This window comes from Thermococcus sp. SY098, from assembly GCF_035621495.1.
Taxonomy (GTDB): domain Archaea; phylum Methanobacteriota_B; class Thermococci; order Thermococcales; family Thermococcaceae; genus Thermococcus_B.
The window spans coordinates 1,990,331-2,011,532 of sequence record NZ_CP141821.1 but is presented as its reverse complement, the minus strand read 5'-3'; the positions used below and the strand labels follow the sequence as shown (position 1 = coordinate 2,011,532).

At 41.5% G+C, this 21,202-nt stretch carries 24 protein-coding genes; 10 read left to right on the top strand and 14 right to left on the bottom strand.

Annotation, left to right across the window (positions count from 1 at the left end):
* The first annotated feature begins 42 nt into the window (after positions 1-42).
* On the top strand, positions 43-567 hold the full coding sequence (locus VFC49_RS11315; RefSeq protein WP_324736762.1) for a ferritin family protein: 525 nt from the start codon (positions 43-45) through the stop codon (positions 565-567).
* 62 nt (positions 568-629) lie between these two features.
* Here the strand turns inward: VFC49_RS11315 and VFC49_RS11310 are convergent, their stop codons facing one another.
* The 8 genes from VFC49_RS11310 to glyA form a co-directional block, all read right to left on the bottom strand.
* Positions 630-1,280 (bottom strand): peroxiredoxin, encoded by a 651-nt coding sequence (locus tag VFC49_RS11310; RefSeq protein ID WP_324736761.1) that lies wholly within the window; start codon positions 1,278-1,280, stop codon positions 630-632.
* 181 nt (positions 1,281-1,461) lie between these two features.
* Complete coding sequence (locus VFC49_RS11305) at positions 1,462-3,354, bottom strand: molybdopterin-dependent oxidoreductase (protein WP_324735607.1); 1,893 nt, start codon at positions 3,352-3,354, stop codon at positions 1,462-1,464.
* A 21-nt stretch (positions 3,355-3,375) separates the two neighbouring features.
* On the bottom strand, positions 3,376-3,948 hold the full coding sequence (locus tag VFC49_RS11300; protein ID WP_324735606.1) for a hypothetical protein: 573 nt from the start codon (positions 3,946-3,948) through the stop codon (positions 3,376-3,378).
* Positions 3,949-3,978: 30 nt separating this feature from the next.
* The gene (locus tag VFC49_RS11295; RefSeq protein ID WP_324735605.1) at positions 3,979-4,731 is read right to left on the bottom strand and encodes a DNA polymerase sliding clamp; all 753 of its coding nucleotides are present in this window, start codon (positions 4,729-4,731) and stop codon (positions 3,979-3,981) included.
* 2 nt (positions 4,732-4,733) lie between these two features.
* Positions 4,734-4,910: a hypothetical protein gene (locus VFC49_RS11290; protein WP_158508390.1), complete on the bottom strand. Its 177-nt coding sequence runs from the start codon at positions 4,908-4,910 to the stop codon at positions 4,734-4,736.
* The gene (locus VFC49_RS11285) at positions 4,907-5,236 is read right to left on the bottom strand and encodes a transcription factor S (protein ID WP_324735604.1); all 330 of its coding nucleotides are present in this window, start codon (positions 5,234-5,236) and stop codon (positions 4,907-4,909) included. Before VFC49_RS11285 ends, VFC49_RS11290 begins: the two co-directional genes overlap by 4 nt.
* 137 nt (positions 5,237-5,373) lie before the next feature.
* Complete coding sequence (locus tag VFC49_RS11280) at positions 5,374-6,180, bottom strand: immunoglobulin-like domain-containing protein (protein WP_324736760.1); 807 nt, start codon at positions 6,178-6,180, stop codon at positions 5,374-5,376.
* Positions 6,181-6,270: 90 nt separating this feature from the next.
* Positions 6,271-7,548 carry a serine hydroxymethyltransferase gene (gene glyA, locus VFC49_RS11275; protein ID WP_324735603.1) on the bottom strand — a complete coding sequence of 426 codons (1,278 nt, stop codon included), beginning with the start codon at positions 7,546-7,548 and terminating at the stop codon, positions 6,271-6,273.
* A gap of 136 nt (positions 7,549-7,684) precedes the next feature.
* Here glyA and cobB point away from each other — a divergent pair, with 136 nt between their 5' ends.
* Genes cobB through VFC49_RS11255 form a run of 4 tightly spaced genes read left to right on the top strand, consistent with a single transcriptional unit; the run spans position 7,685 to position 10,124 of the window.
* On the top strand, positions 7,685-8,440 hold the full coding sequence (cobB, locus tag VFC49_RS11270; RefSeq protein WP_324735602.1) for an NAD-dependent protein deacetylase: 756 nt from the start codon (positions 7,685-7,687) through the stop codon (positions 8,438-8,440).
* Positions 8,437-8,832 (top strand): DUF3783 domain-containing protein, encoded by a 396-nt coding sequence (locus VFC49_RS11265; protein ID WP_324735601.1) that lies wholly within the window; start codon positions 8,437-8,439, stop codon positions 8,830-8,832. The genes cobB and VFC49_RS11265 overlap by 4 nt, the downstream gene beginning before the upstream one ends.
* 34 nt (positions 8,833-8,866) lie before the next feature.
* Positions 8,867-9,595: a TIGR02253 family HAD-type hydrolase gene (locus tag VFC49_RS11260; RefSeq protein WP_324735600.1), complete on the top strand. Its 729-nt coding sequence runs from the start codon at positions 8,867-8,869 to the stop codon at positions 9,593-9,595.
* On the top strand, positions 9,582-10,124 hold the full coding sequence (locus VFC49_RS11255) for an ASCH domain-containing protein (protein ID WP_324736759.1): 543 nt from the start codon (positions 9,582-9,584) through the stop codon (positions 10,122-10,124). The genes VFC49_RS11260 and VFC49_RS11255 overlap by 14 nt, the downstream gene beginning before the upstream one ends.
* Before the next feature lie 16 nt (positions 10,125-10,140).
* Here VFC49_RS11255 and VFC49_RS11250 read toward each other — a convergent pair whose 3' ends face one another.
* From VFC49_RS11250 to VFC49_RS11240, 3 genes are all read right to left on the bottom strand, one after another.
* Positions 10,141-11,466 carry a TldD/PmbA family protein gene (locus VFC49_RS11250; protein ID WP_324735599.1) on the bottom strand — a complete coding sequence of 442 codons (1,326 nt, stop codon included), beginning with the start codon at positions 11,464-11,466 and terminating at the stop codon, positions 10,141-10,143.
* A gap of 4 nt (positions 11,467-11,470) precedes the next feature.
* Positions 11,471-12,889, bottom strand: a complete 1,419-nt coding sequence (locus VFC49_RS11245) for a TldD/PmbA family protein (RefSeq protein ID WP_324735598.1) — start codon at positions 12,887-12,889, stop codon at positions 11,471-11,473.
* A gap of 104 nt (positions 12,890-12,993) precedes the next feature.
* Positions 12,994-15,057, bottom strand: coding sequence for a DUF4350 domain-containing protein (locus VFC49_RS11240; RefSeq protein WP_324735597.1), 2,064 nt, complete (start codon positions 15,055-15,057; stop codon positions 12,994-12,996).
* A gap of 153 nt (positions 15,058-15,210) precedes the next feature.
* Here VFC49_RS11240 and VFC49_RS11235 point away from each other — a divergent pair, with 153 nt between their 5' ends.
* Both VFC49_RS11235 and VFC49_RS11230 read left to right on the top strand, forming a co-directional pair.
* Positions 15,211-15,735 (top strand): cob(I)yrinic acid a,c-diamide adenosyltransferase, encoded by a 525-nt coding sequence (locus VFC49_RS11235; protein WP_324735596.1) that lies wholly within the window; start codon positions 15,211-15,213, stop codon positions 15,733-15,735.
* Positions 15,736-15,740: 5 nt separating this feature from the next.
* Positions 15,741-16,430: an aspartate racemase gene (locus tag VFC49_RS11230; protein ID WP_324735595.1), complete on the top strand. Its 690-nt coding sequence runs from the start codon at positions 15,741-15,743 to the stop codon at positions 16,428-16,430.
* Here the strand turns inward: VFC49_RS11230 and corA are convergent.
* Positions 16,427-17,395 carry a magnesium/cobalt transporter CorA gene (corA, locus tag VFC49_RS11225; protein WP_324735594.1) on the bottom strand — a complete coding sequence of 323 codons (969 nt, stop codon included), beginning with the start codon at positions 17,393-17,395 and terminating at the stop codon, positions 16,427-16,429. The genes VFC49_RS11230 and corA overlap by 4 nt on opposite strands.
* 116 nt (positions 17,396-17,511) lie before the next feature.
* Here corA and VFC49_RS11220 point away from each other — a divergent pair, with 116 nt between their 5' ends.
* Genes VFC49_RS11220 through VFC49_RS11210 form a run of 3 tightly spaced genes read left to right on the top strand, consistent with a single transcriptional unit; the run spans position 17,512 to position 19,806 of the window.
* On the top strand, positions 17,512-18,366 hold the full coding sequence (locus VFC49_RS11220) for an aminopeptidase (RefSeq protein ID WP_324735593.1): 855 nt from the start codon (positions 17,512-17,514) through the stop codon (positions 18,364-18,366).
* Positions 18,348-18,563: a hypothetical protein gene (locus VFC49_RS11215; protein WP_324735592.1), complete on the top strand. Its 216-nt coding sequence runs from the start codon at positions 18,348-18,350 to the stop codon at positions 18,561-18,563. Before VFC49_RS11220 ends, VFC49_RS11215 begins: the two co-directional genes overlap by 19 nt.
* A gap of 49 nt (positions 18,564-18,612) precedes the next feature.
* Positions 18,613-19,806 (top strand): redox-regulated ATPase YchF, encoded by a 1,194-nt coding sequence (locus tag VFC49_RS11210; protein WP_324735591.1) that lies wholly within the window; start codon positions 18,613-18,615, stop codon positions 19,804-19,806.
* Here the strand turns inward: VFC49_RS11210 and VFC49_RS11205 are convergent.
* Positions 19,793-20,734: an endo alpha-1,4 polygalactosaminidase gene (locus tag VFC49_RS11205; protein ID WP_324735590.1), complete on the bottom strand. Its 942-nt coding sequence runs from the start codon at positions 20,732-20,734 to the stop codon at positions 19,793-19,795. The two genes, VFC49_RS11210 and VFC49_RS11205, sit on opposite strands and share 14 nt — an antisense overlap.
* A 10-nt stretch (positions 20,735-20,744) precedes the next feature.
* Complete coding sequence (locus tag VFC49_RS11200; protein ID WP_324735589.1) at positions 20,745-21,179, bottom strand: class III signal peptide-containing protein; 435 nt, start codon at positions 21,177-21,179, stop codon at positions 20,745-20,747.
* Positions 21,180-21,202 lie beyond the last annotated feature (23 nt).

Genomic DNA, 21,202 nt, shown 5'->3' with positions numbered 1-21,202 from the left:
CATTAATAACATCAAACAATAAAATTGAATGTGGTGATAGCTATGAAGATCACAGACAAGGAGGTTTTTGAGATAGCTGTTAACTCCGAAATCAGAACTAAGGAGATGTATGAAAAACTCGCTTCCTTAGTCAAAAGTGACCTCATAAAGGACGAACTCATGTTCTTGGCCAATGAAGAGGACAAACATCGCAGAATAGTTGAAAAAATCAGGGAAAAATTAGGAAGTGAAGAAACAGAACCCAAAAAAGTTGATATTGAAATTATAGACGAGTTTAAAGTCATTGCAGAAAAAATGGGCGATGCTATTCAAAAACAGGATACAGAGATCACCGAGGTTTACGAAATTGCTATGCAGGCTGAGCTTGTTAGTGAAAAACTCTACAAGGAGCTTGCCAGATATGCTGCCACCGAAAAAACCAAGCTTCTTCTTGAAATGCTTGCTGATATGGAGAAAAACCATTATAATATCCTCAAAAAACAGTACAAGTACATAACACGCTATCCGGAGATTTACAAGGAAGAATTCTACGACCAGCTTATGAAGGATATCAACTTCAATTTCTGATCCTCTTTAGTTTTATTTCAAAATTATCCCAAGGTTAAGAGAAGAGAAAGGTTAGAGAAAAATCAATCAAGCTTCTTGTAGCAGAACCACCAGTCATAACACTCGATTTCTCCCTTAGCCTTTGCTTCTTCTCTCTGCTTCTTTTCTTCAATTGTTGATGCTGGTGGAATGATAACCTTGTCACCGATGAGCTCGTTGTTTGGCCACTTGTGCGGGAGTGCTACGCCTTTCTCTGTGCTTATCTTGAGTGCCTTAACTAATCTGAGTATCTCATCCCAGTCCCTTCCAACTTCGGCTGGATAGTAGACAATTGCCCTTATGATTCCCTTGTCGTCAACGATGAAGACTGCCCTTGCTGTGATTGTTGCGCCGCTTGGTATCATGCCAAGCTTGTCAGCGAGCTCACCGCGATCGTCGGCTATAACCGGGAACTCAATCTCAACGCCAAGGTTTTCCTTTATCCACTCCATCCACTTGATGTGACTGAAAACTTGGTCAACACTGAGCCCGATAGGTTCAACACCAAGCTCTCTAAATTCATCAAGTCTTTTCTGCATTGCATAGAATTCGGTTGTACACACTGGTGTAAAGTCGGCTGGGTGGCTGAATAATATGAACCACTTGCCCCTTTCCGCAAAGTAGTCTGGAAGTTTAATTATCCCATGGGTCGTCTTAACTTCAACTTCCGGAAACTTTTCCCCTATCACAACCATTCCAATCACCCTTGTTTGTTTTCTCATCATAACCTAAATGGTTCGAATATATAAATTTTTCGGTTTGCCTAACATTATTAGCATGTTTAATATCCAAAGCTATCTTAAAGGGTTAAGACCTAACCTAAAAATATCAGGCTGAAATTCCAGTAGAAGAGTTAAAGGCGAGAACTTGTGTTGCTTAAATTTTCCTTATCTCTACCCAAGTTGAATGATATGCCGATGCATTTCCATATTTTTCAACAGTGCTGTCAGCAGTGAGTACATTGACATTCCAGCCAAGCTTTGAAATCCAAAAAGCTTTGTATAGGACAACAACTCCTTCAGGAACATCTTCAGTTAATTTTACTGCGGTTTTTATTCTTCCATATTCGTTGTAAACCTCCACCAAGTCACCATTTTTAATTCCTCTCTCCTCAGCATCTTTAGGATTCATGTACAAGTAGGGGTCTATAATTCCATAGGTGTTATGGTACTGACTTGTTATTGTCATTCTGTATGTTGGGCTGAGAAGCAGCAATGGATACTCCCCTTTGAGCGGCGTATATTGTGGAAATGGTGAAAGCCCTCTCTTAACTGCTCTTTGGGAGTAGAACTCAATCTTTCCGCTTGGGGTGTGATATTTTCTTGGCTTTTCAGGTACTTTTAGAAATCCTTTCTTTCTAAGCTCCTCCCAGCTTAAATCATTTTGCTGAAGGATTTTTCTAATAATGGCTTCCTCAGTTTCGTAAAGATAGGGATTATCAATCCCAAGGGCTTTTGCCAGCATTACAGTCACTTCCCTGTTGCTCCTCCCATAAAGCTTCGCAACTGGCTCATTTAGTGCGACATAGCGGTGATAGTAGGAATCCGCTATATCCAAGCGCTCGAAAAATGTGTTTGCTGGCAGAACAACATCTGCAAAAAGAGCTGTATCGGTTAAAAAGATGTCATGAACAACAACAAAGATGTCACTCTCTTTTAATGCCTTCCTTAGGCGATTCTGATTTGGGAGAGAAGCCAAAGGGTTTGAATTATAAATGTAGAGAAACCTGATTTCTCCCCTTTCAACATATTCCGCCAGCTTCATCTGCGGAATTCTTCTTGCTGGCTGGGTTCTCAGAAAAGCTCCTTCAGCATAGCTCTTGTCAATGGTTTTCATGTCATAGATAAAGCCAAACTCATGACCAACTAAAGCTGGCAAAAGAGAAATTGCCCTAACTGCTTCTCCCCCAGCCAAAGAACGCTGGAAGCCGTAGCCTATATGAATAACCCCTCTTTTTTCTGCGTATTCAAAAGCAAACTCTTCAATCTGCTTTTTCTCGACACCAGTTTCCCTGCTAACAAAGTCCAAGTCAATCTTTTTTACATAATTCTTGAATTCATCAAATCCATAAACATTCTTTCTAATAAAGTCCACATCATACAGCTCATTCTCGATTATGATTCTCGCAATTCCCAAAGCAAAGAGAACATCTGTGTTGGGCTTTATTTGGAAGAATTTGTTGCTTCTTTTTGCAGTCTCAGTTCTTACAACATCAACTGCCCAAATCTCCAAGCCATACTTTTTGGCAAGCATGAAACCGTGAAGATTAGTCCAAAAAGCATTTATTCCCCAATAAACAATTAGCTTTTGATTTTTCAGCTCTTCTGGGTCTAAGCCCACCGCCGTCCCATAGACATCTTTCAAAGCTTCTTGTCCAGCCCTATCACATATTCCGTAGTCCAAAAAGCTTGCATTCAAATAGTGGAAAAGCCTCATTGGGAAGTAGAAATTAACAACACCCCTATCACCAGCATAGTTGTAAACCAATATGCTTTCGCTTCCATATCTCTTGATTGTTTCTTTAATCTTATCCGCAACTAAGCGTATGGCCTCACTCCAAGTTGCTTCCCTGAATTTTCCTGTCCCCCTTTCGCCTTCTCTTATGAGAGGGACCTTTAATCGCTCTTCACTGTGGAACCACTTCGGCAGCAAGGCTCCCTTAGGACACAAAAAGCCTTGAGTTATCGGATGTTCGGGATTCCCTCTAACAAAAAGTTTACCCCTCCTAATTTCACTTATGATTGAGCAGGTATCATAACAATCTCTCATGCACACGGAAAACATTTTCCATCACGGGTTTATGTCTATAAGCTTCGCGGCATCTCTCTCCACAAGGATTCTTCCAATGCTCTTTGGGAGTGTTACAAGGTCACCAGCCTTGAATGGCCCATACTCCCTGAGCTTTTCATCAAGAACTTTGGGGATATCAACTTTGATTAGATAAGCTTCCCAGATAACGCGTTTACCAACAGGTGCTTTAATTTTACCCTCCTCTTCAGCAACTTCTTCAAATTCCACTTCACCAGAGAGAGGCAGAGGTTCGCGATTTATAAATGCCATGAGAATTGCAAATATCTTCTTTTCTTCACTTACTAAACTCTGAGGTCTTCCCTCAAAAGCCAAATCTACTATCTTGTGAAGCCTTATTTTGATTATTTCCTTCATTAAATTCTCTGCAATGTTGAGTTCAGCCAAATAAAGCCTCTCTTCAACGGTTTCTCCCCTTTCCTTTGAACTCTCTGCTCTGAGCTTTAACGCTCGAACTAAGCTATCAAACTCCTTGTAAAATTCCTCATCAAGGGGAGCAAGCTCATTAGATGAAAGCTCTCTTTCAAGGAGTTCCCTAAGTTTTACAATGTCCAAATGAATCACCTATAAAAAAGAATAAGAAAATCACTCCTCCTCAACTCTTGGTGCAAGAAGGAAGGTCAGCTTTCCTTCATCTCTTACTGGATAGTCCATCTGAAGGGGCATGTCGTTTCCAAACTGAATGATGACTTCATCTGCCTTACCAATTCCCTTGACCATATCAGCGAGATAGCTGATTCCATAGGCGCTCTTTGTTTCCTCCTGGACTTCAAGGTCAAGCAAGCCTTCGTCTTCAAGTGTGAGCTTTATCTCAACCTCGTTAGTCTCTCCTTCAGCCTTCATTATAAACTCGTTCTCTTTTGCGATGAACTTCAGGCTGTCGCTGACGAGTGATGCATCCTTAACGGCTTCTTTGAGAACCTCACCCAGAACAACTGCTTTTGCTGTGAAGGGCAGCTCTGGAAGCTCAAGCTCAAGCTCTTCGACCTCGATGAGCGGCAGTCTGAATGTCCTTGTTGCTGTTCCCTGAAGGGTTACCTCAAGGAAGTTCTCCTCACCTTTTTTAAGGATAAGAATGTCCTTGCTCTTTCCTCTCTTGAGGATTTTCTTGAAGTGGTCCATATTAACGCCGATTGTTTCTTCCCCATCAACCTCATATTTTGAGAAAATTCCAGCCGGCAGGTTGAGGTCAATAAGAACGACTCTGCTTGGATCCATTGCCCTCATGCTTATCCCATCTTCAGTAACCTTAAAGGCTGCTTCATCAATCAAATTGCTTGCAGTTGCTATCAAAGTTGCAAAGTCCTTTGCCCCATCAAAAACAATCTCAAACGGCATCTTCACACCTCCATATCGTTGAGAATTTTGAGCATCAATCTAACCCTTTCTTTTCCACGAAGTAGATAAGTTTTTCCATTGTTCACATCAGGTATCCTTTTATATGCTTCATCCAACTCCTTTAAAGCCTTTTCTGCGAGCCTTCTTAAGACTTCAACTTCCTCTCTCATGCTCATCACTCATAGCTCCTCCATGTATAGCCACACTTTGTGCATCTGTAGAATATAGTTGAGGGCTCATCCCCAGCCCTTGTCTGCAGCTCCCACCAGTAGGCTTCGTCATTTCCACACTTTGGACAGGTTATCTTCACCTTCGGCAGTGTCGCCAAATCCTGCTCAATTACTGGAATGTCTTCAACTTTGTGCTCAACTTTCTGGGTTAGGCGGTAAGCCTTAGCAGCCTCTGGGTTTAGAGGCTCCTCATAGCCACACTTCCTGCAAACAAAGACTCCTCTCTTTCTATCAGGGAGCATTATGCTTCCGCACTTTGGGCAGAACTTCACCATTTTTCTCACCCCTTTAGCCGAGGGTTAGGTATGGTAAAAGAGGATAAAAAGTTTTGCCAACTTGGAATAATCTTATGGAGCACTGATGATGAGTAAAAACTTCGACATTGAAGTGAATAGAACCAGGATATACGTGACTATTCCCTAATCTCAAACTCCACCTCAAGTGTTAGCTTTTCCTCAACTCCTATCCCGAGTACTTCCTTTATTACTTTGTATCTTCCAGGAGGTAAAGGATATGAGTTCCAAGTGCTCTCATTGAAATACATCAACCCAACTTTCTGAGTCCAAGATTGCCTTGGCATAATTTCATACCCCTCTAAGGTGAAGAACACCCCCAGCTTAACTCTCTCCCAGCTTCCATTTTCGAATCTATAAATCTCATATGGATTCCCCACCAGTATCGGTGCTTTGCCTGTATTTTTAATTGTCAGCTTTGCAGTTTCACCTGGTTTGTAAATCCTTTTATCAAGATACAATTCGACATTGAGCTTTTGAATTGGGACAAAAACTGTAGAATACAAGCTGTCAATCAAATTGCAGTCCTTGTCAAAAACATACACAGATAAAGCATAAGTAACGTTCTGCTCAGACGGGAGAATAAATTCAGCATGCCAGTCATTTTCGGTGTAGATAATTTTCCAGCCATCCTTAGTTTTCTTGTAGATAACAAAAACCACTGTGCCATTGTGGTTTAGAGGAACATTCCGAGCACTAAACCCAATTATTTCTCCCGGAGATTTGTAACCTGCACTTATCCAGTAGCCTACCTTTCCAGGACAACAGAAGAAGGAATGGTTATAGGAAGGGCGTAAAGGCTCTGAAGGAATCTCACAGGGGAGCATTTTTTGACCATATTTCTCCGTATCATCGGGTGAAATGGTTAGATATGCAAGTGCAACCATAAGTGACAGAAACACTGTATAAATAACCGTTTTCATCATCACCACTATTGTGAAGTATAATGCCACAACAATATAAACTTCTCGACAGCTTCAACCCAAATCGAAACCAAAAGAAAAAGAAGAGAAAAATCACTCCTTCATTGGCAAGCCGTAGTCGAAGGAGTAGTAGACCTTCTGGAACTGCTTTCTGAACTCGAAGACCTCCTTCTCGACCTTCTTTGGATCCTCTTTGTCAATCAGTACGCGCCTCATGAACCTTGCAATTTCTTTCATGTCGTCTTCCATCATTCCAACTCTTGTCATCTCCTGGACACCTATTCTCAATCCGCTTGGTGTGTTGACCTTTTCAAGCGGATCCCATGGTAAGAGGTTCTTGTTGAGGATTATTCCCGCTTCCTCTAAGAGCGGCGCCGCCCATCCACCTGCTGCTTCGTGAAGGTCGCTAACATCAACTATAACCTGGTGGCTCTTGGTGTAGCCTTGGTCTTCACCGATGACGTTGAATCCTTCTTCGGCCAAAGCCTCAGCTAAAGCTTTTGCGTTCTTTACAATCTGCTTTGCGTAAGCTTCACCGTACTCAAGCATCTCCGCCGCTGTGATGACTTTTCCAGCCATGTGGTGGAGGTGGTGGTTGCTGAGAACTCCCGGGAAGATTGCCCACTGGAGCTTTGCAACATCCTCACCAAAGTTCTTGTAGAGAATCACACCGCCCTGTGGGCCTGGGAATGTCTTGTGGGTTGAAGAGGTTATTATATCAGCACCTTCTCTAAGTGGGTCTTGGAACTCTCCTCCAGCGATCAATCCGAGAACGTGTGCTGCATCGTACATAACATATGCTCCAACCTCTTTAGCTACTGGAGCGAGCTCTTTGACTGGATGTGGGAACGGGAACAGAGAACCGCCGAAGACTATAAGCTTTGGCTCCTTCTCTCTGATGAGCTGAGCTGCTTTGTCAACGTCAATGTTAAAGCTTTCATTGTCAAATGGCCATGTGAAGACGTTGAGACCTCTCATACCAGCTGCACCAAATGGCATGTGGCTTATGTGTCCACCATGAGAGGTGTGAAGGACTATAACGTTGTCTCCAGGCTGTGTGAGGCCAAAGAATGCGGCTTGGTTTGCGTTTGTACCTGAAATCGGTCTCAGATCTGCAAAATCACTCTTGAAGAGCTTGCAGAAGAGGTCAACACCAATAAGCTCAACTTCATCAACGTACTTACATCCCTGATAATATCTCTGCCTCGGCCAGCCTTCGGCATATTTATGCATGAAACCACTCGCCACAGCCCTTGTGACACTTGGAGAGGTTACGTTTTCGCTTGCAATCAAATTAATTGTTGATGCTCTCCACTTTTCGTGCATCTCAACAAACTCCAGAACCTTATCCTTATATTCTGCATAGCTCATAGTATCACCCCAAAGGTTTATGCATGAAATATTTCACTGCCATGTAATTTAAAGGTTGCTTTAGACAGCCTTAATGGTGGACATTACATATGTTAAGATTTTAAAGCCAAAAATACGAAAAATATTGGGGAACGGGATGATAGAGGAGGCTGCAAAAATAATTGCACGTTCAAGGTTTTTAATAGCTTTCACTGGAGCGGGAATAAGTGCTGAGAGCGGAATTCCTACGTTTAGAGGGAAGAACGGACTGTGGAAGCGGTACCGCCCGGAAGAACTCGCCACACCTGAAGCTTTTGCCAGAAATCCAAAGCTTGTGTGGGAGTTTTACAGATGGAGGATGAGGATTATATCAAAAGCTAAACCAAACAAAGCCCACTTAGCTCTGGCTGAACTTGAGAGGATGGGGATTCTCAAAGCCGTTATAACCCAGAATGTTGATGATCTGCACAGAGAAGCTGGGAACAAAAACATCATCGAGTTGCACGGTAACATCTTTAGGGTCAAGTGCATACGTTGTGATTACAGAGAGAATCTCAAAGAAAGCGGAAGACTTGAAAAGTTCCTTGAGGATGAAGAGTTACCCAAATGTCCAAAGTGCGGCTCTCTTTTAAGACCAGATGTCGTTTGGTTCGGAGAGGCTTTGCCTGAAGGTGCTTTGAGTAAAGCATTCAACTTAGCGAGGAGAGCCGATGTGTGTTTAGTTATAGGTACGAGCGGACAGGTATTTCCAGCGGCATACATACCCTATATAGTCAAAGATAATGGCGGTTATGTGATTGAAATCAATCCAAGTGAAAGCGGCATCACACCAATAGCTGACATCTTCATAAGGGGAAAAGCTGGAGAGGCTATGGAAGAGCTTTTGAAAAAAGTTGAGGAGCTGAGAGGATGATATTTTTGATTGGATTTGACGAGAATGAAGTTAAGAAAATCAGAGAAATGCTTAGTGAGCTGAAAGTTTATGAAATTCCCCAGTACTGCAAGGACTGGAGTGTGCAGAGCATAGTGGAGAAAGCGGAAGAGCTTGAAGGTTCATGCAACTGGCATCTCAAAAAGTTCATTCTAATGCACGATCTTAAAAATCCTCAAATTAAGGAAGTTTTAGCCAAAATAAAGTCCTTAAACCTCGGAAAAATAATCTTTGCAACCACGACGCCAACTTCACTCACATGGAAGCTTGAGGATCTGCTTGAAGAGCTTATTCGTGAAGATGAATACTTCCAAGAATTGAAGAGAAAAGAAGCACAGCAAAAGAAACTGTATCTGGACATCGGGAAAGGTTAAATATATCGTTGTCAAAAACGAAACGGGGAGGGGTATGATTAAGGTTGTATTCTTTGATTTAGATGATACGATAGCTGATACAACAAAACTTGCCGAAATGGCAAGGAAAAATGCAATAGAAAACATGATCCGACATGGCATGCCAGTTGATTTTGATACCGCATATAGCGAGCTTTTAGAACTCATTAACGAGTATGGAAGCAACTTTCCAAGGCACTTTGACTACCTCCTTAGGCGTTTGGATTTAAAGTACAATCCAAAGTGGGTCGCTGCTGGGGTAATTGCTTACCACAATACAAAATTCGCTTATCTAAGAGAAGTGAGGCATGTGAGGAAAACCCTCCTTAAGCTTCGGGAGATGGGTTTGAGGCTCGGCATAATAACAGACGGAGACCCAATAAAGCAGTGGGAAAAAATTCTGCGCTTGGATTTAGATGATTTCTTTGAGCATGTTGTTATATCCGACTTTGAGGGAGTTAAGAAGCCGCATCCAAAGATTTTCCAGAAAGCACTTAGAATATTTGAAGTTAAAGCTCAAGAAGCTGTAATGGTCGGAGACAGGCTTTATTCAGATATTTATGGAGCAAAAAGCGTGGGCATGCATACAGTCTGGTTCCGCTATGGAAAGTATGCAAACAGAGAAGAGGAATACAGAGAATACGCAGACTATGAAATCACCGATCTGCTTGACGTTCCGAAAATAATAGAGGTGCTGAACAGTGGCAAAGACGATTCAAATAAGGAAGTTCATGCTGATAGATAATGCATACAAAGAGCGTATTTTGAAGGGGAAGAAAGTCACAACAATTAGATATGGAAAATATGAAGCCGAAGAGGGTAGCGAGGTTTACATAGTCATAACCCCAAGCGATACAGCAATAGCTAAAGCTAAGATAAAAGGCATCACAAAAAAGAAGGTCAAAGATCTCACCAACGAGGATGCAAAGAGGGATGGTTTTAAAGACGTTAGAGAGCTTTTAAGGGTCTTAAACAAAATTTACGGAGAGCTTTACGGAGATGATGAAATTACGATCATTGAGTTTGAAGTTATAAAACAGTTCAAAGAGGGAGTACCCCTAAAATGGCTCAAGGGCTTGAATTACAGAGACCCCTATGAGATAGCCAAGCTTTATGTCGAAAACAACCTGAAAATTTCTCCAGATATTGACTTAATTGTGAAAAAAGTCCATGAGGAAGGATTAAAAGCCGCAGTGAAGAGATATGGGCCAAAGAGGGTTAGAGACGCATTGCTGAAAGCTTATCATGAGCTTTATGCTAAAGGAATAATTTAAGAAAAAAGAAAAGAGATCACTTTGTAGCCTTCGTTATGCCAACATCTTTAACCAGAACATAAGGGGTGAATACTGGCGTTCTAACTTCCCACCAGTGGATATGGTAGAGTTCTTTTCCTAAGGCAGCTATGCTCCCCAAGATGCGCTGGAAGTTGTCGCTTACGCGGATGTTCCTTATCGGCTTAACGATCTCACCATTTTCAATTAAGAACGCTCCATCCCTTGGAATCGTCGAGAAGTCACCGGCAACATAGTTCTGGAACCTTGTGTACCAAACGTTTGTTATGTAGATTCCCCTCCTGACCTCGCTGAAGAGCTCTTCTTTTGAGTAGTCCCCAGCCTCAAGGTAGATGTTCCAAGCTCTTGGCATTGTTAGACCTGCGTTAGCTGTTGTTTTAGTGCTGTATTTTCTCGCAAGGCTTGTGTTAAGGAGATAGGTCTTTAAAACCCCGTTTTCGATTATCGTTGTTTCTTGAGTTGGAACACCCTCGTCATCAAATTTCCTCGTTCCATAAGCGTTTGGCATGTTTCCTACATCCTTCAAAACGATGCCCTCGCTCGCAACCTTCTGTCCAAGCTTGCCAACTAAAAAGCTGAATCCTGCTTCAACAGCAAAAGCTGATGTCATGAAGCTCATGTATGAAAGCAGATTTGCGAATGCTAAGGGGTCAAAAATGACGTCGTATTTGCCAGCCTCTCCCTCTTCCGGATTAACGGCAAGCTTTGCTATCTCTCCAGCCTTTCTTCCAGCACTTTCCGGGTCGAACTTTTTCAAAACTCTAACTGAGTTCGTCCCATGTCCGCTTGATAGCTCATCGACGAAAGCCCTAACACTGATTTCTATCCCCGTCCCTTCATCAAAAGCCTCAACATTGTTGCTCGTCGTTAAGTAGAGCTTATTGTAATCCGTATAGAGAACTCCAGCAACCCTCTTAGCACCTTCTTCCAATGCTGAGTTTATGGCAATCTCAACGTATTCATTCGGCTCATCAAGTTCAACAATCTTTTTGTCAAAAGTCTCTGGAATGTCTTTATATTCAAATGGACCTTCTGCTATGCCGTAATAGTCCTTCTTTGGCTCCATCGCCTTTGCCGTCTTGAAGAGCATTTTCAATGTCTTTTCGATTGTTTTTTCATCAAGGGTTGTGAGCTCTGTCGAGACAAGCCTCTTTTCATATTCAGCAAAAATTGCAGATTTCTGATAGTGCCAGTTTTTAGCGACGGTAATCTCATTGTTTGCAAATCTGACCTGTCTTCTCTGTGTCTCATATGATAGAACAACAACGTCTCCAAAGCCAATCTCTTTGGCCTTCTTTAAAATGAGCTCATTAACATCAAACATCCTCTCACCTCCTCAATACAACGTCCCTAAGTCTTGCGCTTGCTCCCCCCATCCATACTGGAACTCCTTGACCAGGTTCACCTTTTCCGCATGTTCCCGGATAGAATTCAACCTCTTTTCCTACTGCATCAACACTGCTCCACAGACCTTTTGTTGTAATCTCAAGAATAGGTCTCCTTACTGGATGTTTTATCTCACCATTTTCAATCAGGTAAGCTTCTCTGCCAATATATCTCTGCTGGTATCTCCTGTCGTCAATGTTCCATTCGTTAAAAGAGACCATGTAAACACCAAGCTTTACATCTTCAATCAGCTCCTCAAAGGAATAATCGCCTGGAGCCAAGTATGTGTTGGCCATTCTCACTATGGGCTCTCTGTCGTAGTTTATCGCCCTTGCTGCAGCATTAGAATTAGTACCTAAGTAATAAGCATATTCCCTATTCATTAAGAACTCAGTTATTATTCCATCTTTGATTAGGTACCTTGGACGAGCTTTGACGCCTTCATCATCATACAAGTAGAAACCCCAGCTGTTTGGTATCGTTGGGTCTTCAATAACAGTTACTGCCTCGCTTCCAATTCTCTCTCCTAACATATCTGGCTTAACAAAGCTTTCTCCAGCTTGCGCTGCTTCCCTCCCAAAAATCCTATCCGCTTCATATGGATGTCCAACGCTCTCATGAACAGCTATTCCTGCAACTTCTGGGCTTATAACAACATCAACCTTCCCTTCTGGTAGCTTCTTTCCTTCTTTTATTAGCCTTTGCAAGGCTTTAACATCACTTAATGCTTTCTTCCATGGCTCTGCTCTCTCAATAAGCTCAAGACCACCTGTAAAAGCAGTCTGAACGAACGGAGCCTGCTCAACTTGACCCTCCTCAAAAACAACTAAATTGTATGTTATTGAAACCCTTGGAATGACGCTCTCAACTTTTGCCCCCTCATTGTTGACGAAATACTTGTGGGCAATCCAGTCTTGGTAGCTCAAGAATCTCATTGGGACTTTGATCCCACTGTTCAGAACTTCCTCCTCAATGAGCCTTAGGTACTCCATCTTTTCCTCCCCGGAATAGTCCCTGAAGTCCTTCTTCATTCTTACTTCGTAGTAAACCTCATGAAACCTCTCTTCGCTGAACTTTATTGGTATGTTTCTAACTTTTGAAGCAGCCTTTGCAAGCTTAATGGCTTTCTTAACAGCTTCGCCAACGTTTTCCTTTGTGAGGATGTTTGTTGATGCAAATCCCATTCCCCCATTTACAAGAACCCTGACTCCAATTCCCCTGTCGGCTCTTATACCTACTCCTTCTGGATTGCCGTTCTTCATGACGATATTTACCCCACTATGCTCCTCAAACCTTGCCTCTGCATATTCTGCTCCAAGCTCCAAAGCTTTTTCAACAGCAAACTCAACAAGTTCATGCATAGCCTTCACCTCTCATCCATGCATAGAAAAGTACAATCCTTAAATATAAAATCATTTCGCTTCGATGAATGTTGAAATGGAAAATAAAAATAAAAAGTAAAGAATCAAATCTCCCCTGCAAGCCAGAGAAGTACTCCCTTAATGAACGGCCAGTTTGTTGTAATATATCTGCCATAGTAGTCATCACTTATTGCCTTGCTTGAGCCATAGGCTACAATTCTGCCTTCTCCAACTTCAACTGCCGCTGCAACTATTGGCTTGGACCCTTTTTCCTTTGTAACCTTTCCTGTCGGATCAACGGCATATGAGCTGTCATAGCCTCTGATGAGCCAGACCACATCTCCAGAGACATCAAGCGTGTCACCGTTGTAATAGAGTTCTGATGTCTCGTTGAGGAATTTAGTTGCTGGGTGCTCAAAGTTGAATTCACCAACAAGTGGGAAGTACGGCCTTCCGGTGTTGCGGTCATTATCCATGAGCTCATCCTTATTGAATCTGATGCCAAATTCTTCAACAACTTTGTTCAAGCTCTTTGTGTTCACGTATTTGTACCAGTCTCCAAGTATCAGCAACCCTCCCCCGTTCTTAACGAATTCTTTAATTGCCTGTGCTTCTTCATCAGTTATGTCAGTCCTTGGGTTTGTTATAATGAGAATGTTGTACTCCTGGAGCTTTTCGCTTGTTAGTGTTCCACGGTTGATCTCAACTTTCCAGCCAAGCTCTTCTTCAATTTTGTTTATCAAACTGCTCATTTTTTCGTCATTATAGTACTGGTTGTGTCCCGAGTCTATGAGAACCTTAACAAGCTTTGGAACTGTCACGGTGACATTCTGCACTGTCGTTTCATTTCCACCAGTTACATTCTGCTGCTGTTGAATCATTGCTTTAACTTGTTCGAGAGTTGAGTTCAGGAGTGGAAGCACGTCGTTAATCATTGAGATTGTTTCCCTACTTAACAGCGCTGCTTTTCTTATGTGTGGCATAAGTGGAAGATAATAACCATTCCTTGTATATATCTTGAGACTTTCATACTTTGAGTATTCTTCATTTATCTGCTGCATGTTGCTTTCAATTTTTTCTATCTCATCTTGAAGAGGGCCTAAGTCAACATTATACTGCTGGAGCTCGGTTATCAATGCATCAAACTGCTCATAAAGCGGAGAAAGGATCGTCCAATACTTCTCATAACGGTAGTGGTAGTATGTTACAATGGTAAACGCCACAGTCTGTGGATTCTCATATACAGTAACAGGGACATATTTTTCATCATATCCAACAATTTCGGCTCTTATTACTGCATCCCCAGTGGATGATGGAGTCCATGTAATGGTTGTGGAATAGTTCATCCCTGGATCCAAAATTAGGCTTGTATTTAACAGGATTTCATCATTTGCATAAATAAGTAATGTTACATTTTCACTGAATATACCGTCGTTCTTTATAAGAACACTAATTGGTGCTGGAACACCTTTAACAAGGGATCTATCTACATTGAGTTCAGCAATTTTTATCTCTGGAATGTACTCCTTTAGGTCCTCTGGTCCTCTTGGCTCAATCTTAAAGTTACCATAGGAATAATAAACTGGACCAATTATATAGTCAAACTTCTGCCCATATTCGGGGGTGTATCTATAAATTAAATCGTCTATCCTAACTGGGCCGCTTCCATCGTCAACAAGCCACTCACCATAACCCAAGTCTGGATCAACCACCGTAACACCAACGACCTTTACCAAAACACTTTCCCATTGCTCTTGTGAAACATTTCCTGATGGGAGGGTAACCGGCTCTGGCACCGGTGCCGTGCCAAGTACCTTAACATAATCCCCATATTTGGGATTAACCGAAATTTCAGTTAATCCATAGTATTCCTTGACATACCCTCTAACCTCTACAAGGTCTCCAATTTGGACCGAAGGTGTTGAGCCCAAGTACACATAAATTCCTGTCCAAGGACCTGTTCCGTTTTGTATGAAAAATCCTTTTGAAGCAACTGCTGTTACCACACCAGTCGTAATCACTGTTTGTCCCACATAAGGTGAGCTACTACTGTACCCCTGTATTTCTGGTATTGGAACATACGTCGCTGCATTCACAAAGCCTATTGTACTTACTGGGACTATGCTCAAAATCATTACAATAATCAAAAACAGACTCCACCTCTTCATAGCATCACCAAAATTTTAAAAACGCTCCTAAGTATAAATAACTTTTCCCAATGTTTTTGTATCACCAGCAGTGTATATACAGCTGCATTAGACAACAAAAAAGCAACAAAAGGAATAAAAAGATCAAGGCTTTCAACTAAACTTGGTGATCATATGCCAATTACAACAAGAACTGGTGATAAAGGAACCACTGGAATCTTTACTGGAGAAAGACTGGCAAAGTTCTCCCCAATCATCGAAGCCAACGGAACAATTGATGAAGCGAGCTCTTTTCTTGGAGAAGCAAAGCACTACATTGAGGATGAGGAGCTTAGAGGCATTGTAGAGAAGGTTCAGATTGATTTATATTCTCTCATGGCAGAGATAGCAAGCAAAGGCAAATACAAGAAGATTGGAGAGAAAGAAGTAGAATGGATGGAAAGCTTGATTAAAAAATTCGAGAACGAGGTTCAGCTAAAAGCCTTTGTAATCCCTGGCTCAACAATAGCGAGCGCAAAACTTGACGTCTGTAGGGCTGTTGTGAGAAAGGCAGAGAGAAAAGTTGCAAGGCTCCTTTTGGAATATGGATTTGGGGAAGATGCCCTAAAATACCTCAACCGCTTAAGCGACTTGCTGTTTATTATGGCACGCTATATTGAGTGGAAAGAGGGCAAACTCAGATATGCAAAAGCTGAGTGATTAAAATGGGAGAAAAAATAATAGGCATCCTTGGCGGTATGGGCCCTATGGCAACTGTTGAGTTATTTAAAAGAATAGTCCTGAAAACCCCAGCAAAAAGAGACCAGGATCATCCGAGGATTATAATCTACAACAATCCAAAAATTCCCGATAGGACAGCGTACATTCTCGGCGAAGGTGAAAACCCCTTGCCAGAACTCATTGACAGTGCAAAAAAGCTTGAAAACTGGGGAGCAGATTTTATAATAATGCCCTGCAATACAGCACACTTCTTCGCCGATGAGATTCAGAGAGCAATAAACATCCCGCTAATCAACATGATTGAGGAGACCGCCGAATATGTTAAGCAACTGGGGATTAAACGGGTTGGACTGCTGGCAACGACAGGAACAGTGGTTAGCGGAATCTACCAGAAAGCCTTGGAAAAGAGGGGGATAAAAGTGATAATACCAAATAAGGAAGAGCAGGAGAGAGTCATGAGAGGCATCTATGAGGGAATCAAAGCTAACAAGTTCGAGTTTGGAAGGGAACTCTTGCTGGAGATAGCTAAAAAGCTTGAAAAGGAGAGTGAAGGCATCATAGCTGGCTGCACTGAGGTGAGTGTTGCACTGAAACCCGAGGATTTGGAAGTTCCACTAATTGATCCGATGGATGTTATAGCTGAAAAAGCTGTGAAGCTTGCTCTGAATCTCTAAAGCCATCCTTTTCTTTTGAAATAATAGAGCATGCTAAGTGATATCATCAACATAATCAGCAGAACTGCAGGGTATCCATAACGCCAAGTCAGCTCCGGCATGTAGCGGAAGTTCATGCCGTATAGTCCAGTTATAAAGGTTAGAGGTATGAAAATTGTGGAAATTACTGTTAATACCCTCATGATCTCATTTATCTTCATTGAGATTGTAGAGTAGTAAATATCTATGAGACCATTCGCCATTTCACGCTGGCTTTCTATTAGGTCAAGAACTTCCAGAACGTGGGCATTAAGCTCTCTAAGATACGGCTTTATGTCCTCTTCAAAGAACCTTGTACCTTCAAGCTGTAGCTCCCTAAAGACCTCAAGCAGGGGAAAAATAGCACGCCTCATAAAGAGGATTCTTCTGCGTATTGTGTGAATTTTCCTGAGCATTTCTCTGTCGCTGTTGCGGAGTATTTTATCTTCTATCGCTTCCATTTTGGCATTTATCTTATCCAAAATTGGGATATAGTTGTTGATCACTGCATCGAGGAGAAGGAAAACCAAATAATCTGCTCTTTTCTCCCTAACAAGACCCTCTCCTTTTCTAATGCTTTCCCTAATGGAGTTAAAAACATCACCTTTTACTTCCTGCAGAGTTATCACGTAGTTATCCTTCAGAAATATTGCAGTTTTCTCTCTTTTCAATCCTCCAGAGGACTCATAGACCTGATAGATGAGGATAAACAGATAATCTCCGAAAATTTCAACTTTTGGTCTGCTTTTTGAACGAAGGATCAACCTTATTGAGGTGTCATAAAAACCAAAGATGTTCCTTAATTCGTCCAGATAAGCAATACCATCAATGTTTACCCACACCACAGGGTAATCCTTGTAATTAAAGACTTCTTCGAGACTTTCAAGCCTCTTTTCCGTGAATTTATTCTTTGAATATGCAAAGAGCGTAATCTGTGGATTCTCCATTTTTAACACCTACTGATACTCAGCAAAGGCGCCACCAGAAAATTAGGAACTCAAGGTAATTATGCTTTTCCATAATTGTTATTAAAACTGAAAACAAACCTTGTTTAGGTGGTTCTATGAAGCTAAGGGATGTCTCAAAGGTAGCCATGCATGAAGTTCTTGATGTTCAGAAAGGTGAGGAAGTCCTGATAATAACTAACCCCGGAGAAGTCTTAGATATCTCGCTGAGCCTTTTCAGTGCTGCTAAGGAATTTCACGCCAAGCCTACTATCATTATTCAAGAGCCAAAGACCTCACTCGAATTTGCAGAAAGAAGTGTAATTGAAGCTATAAAAAGTGAACCGGACATAGTGATCTCAATAACTGAGAAAAAATTAGGCAAAGATGCATTCGGATTAAATATCGGATATGTGGGCAGGGACAACCAAAAATATACGCACATTTTTGAAAAGCTTCTATGGGGGGATAAAAGGATTCGCTCCTTCTGGAGCCCTGGAATCACTGTAGAGATGTATTTGAGGGCTGTTCCAATTGATTATGAGAGGCTTAGGTATGAGGCACAAGTCTTAGCAGAAATTCTTGATAAAGGGAAAGAAGTACATGTAGCAACTGAAAAAGGAACAGATTTGTGGGTAAACATTAAAGGAAGAAAGGCATTCAAAGACGACGGTGATTTTAGAAAACCTGGAAAAGGCGGCAACTTGCCCGCTGGAGAGGTATTCATTTCTCCGGCAGTTGGAAAAAGTGAGGGAGTGATAGTTTTTGATGGAACTATGGGATTGGGGGGAGAAAGCGTACTTCCTAAGAATCCTGTAAAAGTGCATGTCCAAGAAGGTTTTGTGCAGAAGATTGAAGGTAAAGAGGAAGCTAAAAAGCTTGAAGAAGCTATAAAGGAAGCTGAGAAGAGAGCGCTTAAAATGGGAAAAAAGAATTGGCTAAAAATGCATGGCATTTGGGGGAACTTGGCATAGGACTAAATCCAAGAGCAAAGATGAGTGGAAAGCTCCTTGAGGATGAGAAGCTCAGAAATACAGTCCATATAGCAATTGGGGCAAACTACGATAATGATGCTCCAGCTTTGAATCACTTTGATTGTCTCATTCTCGATCCAACGGTTGAAGTTGACGGAGAGAGGATAATGGAGAAAGGGAAATTCCTCATCTTTTAATCCTCAACTTTATAAGACAAAACTGGCTTAGAGTGAGTGGTGATGAAAAATGGAAATCGGCGTTGTAGGAAAGCCAAATGTCGGGAAATCAACCTTTTTCTCTGCGGCAACTTTAGTTGACGTTCAAATAGCCAATTATCCCTTCACCACTATTGAAGCAAATGTTGGAGTTAGCTATGTTATAGCAGAACATCCATGCAGAGAGCTTGGCTGTGCTCCAAATCCGCAGAACTACGAATACAGAGATGGACTTGCTCTAATTCCAATAAAAATGATTGATGTGGCTGGACTTGTACCCGGTGCACATGAAGGTAGGGGTCTGGGAAACAAATTTTTAGATGACTTAAGAATGGCATCAGCACTGATTCACATAGTTGATGCAAGCGGAAAGACCGATGCTGAAGGACAGCCCACAGATTATCACGACCCAGTTGAAGATATTGAGTTTCTGGAGAAGGAGATAAACTACTGGATATATGGAATTTTAAAGAAGAACTGGGAAAAATTTGCTAAAAGGGTTAAACTTCAACATCTAAATCTCGCAAGAGCCATTGCAGATCAGCTAACTGGAATTGGAGTCAGCGAGGAGGATATCCTCGAAGCTTTGCACAAAACGAACTTAAGCAACGACCCAACGAAATGGAGCGATGAAGATTTGTATAACTTTGTCAGCGAACTTAGAAGGATAAATAAGCCAATAATAATAGCTGCAAACAAAGCAGACATGGCAAGCGATGAGCAGATAAAGAGGCTTATTGAAGAGGGGAAGAAGAGAAACTACATTGTCGTGCCAACTTCAGCTGCTGCAGAGTTAACCCTCAGAAAGGCGGCAAAAGCAGGCTATATAGATTATCTTCCAGGTCAAAGCAATTTCAAAATTTTAAAACCTCTCAGCCCAAAGCAGCAGAGAGCACTGGAACTCATCAAAGAAAAAGTTCTCGATAGATTTGGCTCAACGGGAGTTCAGGAGGTCATCAATAAAGCTGTTTTTGAATTACTGCAGTTGATTCCAGTTTATCCCGTTGAGGATGAGCATAAACTTACGGATAGCTTTGGAAACGTTTTGCCTCATGTGTTCTTAATGAAAAAAGGTTCAACACCGAGAGACTTAGCATTCAAAGTGCACACCGATTTGGGTAAGACGTTCCTCTATGCGGTAAATGCAAGAACGCACAGAAGAGTTGGTGAAGATTATGAACTTCAATTCAACGATATTATAAAAATCGTGGCTACCGCAAGATGAGTTCTCTAAGTGAGCGCGGAAGGAATATCACCAGCAAAATTGATCCCGATCCGCAGATGTTTTTATTTTCCTCCCCAATTTTTGCCTCGCTTGAAGCAACTTGGCTTTTTGTGAAGTTCTCACATGGGTTAAACCCAATTCTTTGAAGGGTTATATCTGCCATATAAACTTCAAAGCCGTACTCATCTGCATATTTGCAAACGATTTTGGAAAATTCCTCTACCTCCTTCTCATTATCTAAATCCACATAGCTTAAAGCCAAAACTTTAACCTTCAGCTTCTTCAGCATTTCCGCCTGAGCAAGAACCCACTGCAGATCACCATCTTGATAAATCTTGTATTTATTGTCATTGAAATCGTAATATGTTATGAAATCCTCAAAGAGGACATAATCAACATAGGGGGCAATTTCTTTGGTTATTGAAAAGCCCCTGTTTGCTACAATAACTATATCCGGATATTTTTCACGAATTGCTTTAATTAGTTTAACCATTGCTTCTCTCTTTTCGGGATACTTATCAACGTAGTCCAAATTGTCCAAAAAGACACCATCAAAACCTTTTGAGAGGATATACGGGACAGCTTCATTGAGAACTATGTCCATCCACTGTGGAGATGAAAAGTCAACCTCTTTCTCATTCCATGTTTCCCAATGTCCTATTATTATACTATCAGGAACATCCTCAGCCCAAGGCTCCCAGCCGCCAATAGTTGCTAAGCTTAAATAGCCCACAACGGTTACGTTTTTGGCTTTCAGCTCTTTTATATAATTTTCTCCCACTAAAGGAGAAAGAATAAGAAGATTGAACTTTGAGAGTTCACCTATATTGGAAGGGGATACATCACCATAATAAACCGCAAAACTTGCATAAACAAGGGGCTGAAGGAAAATAAGGATAAAGACTATAAATGTTAAGTATCTCTTCATTTGAAATCACTTACTCTTTCCAAATATAGAATCTTATCTCACAGGGGAAATATTCCTCCGGAATTGGAGTCCAATAATTAGCCCAATAATTTACCGGCGTAAGTAGACCTTCATGCGTTATTACCTTATACCCCGCCACATTAGGCGGTTTATTCATGCATATTAGTGCCAACTGGGCTTTTCTTATAGGGACTTTTATTGCCCAGATTTTGTACTCAACTTTATACGTTCCATCACCATTATCTATTAAATATGCCTCAACTTTTATATCTCCATAATCGGCAGTTATGTTGTTAAAGAGCCCCGGATCTAAGGTTATTTCATTATAATAGGGAACCTCCTTGGCAGCCCCTTTAAGGTACCTAACTCCAATAGCAACAATGATGATCACCAAAGCAACAATAAAAAGATACTCAAGAGAGCCTTGACCCTTCCTAATCCACATATCTTCTCACCATATAGAATATA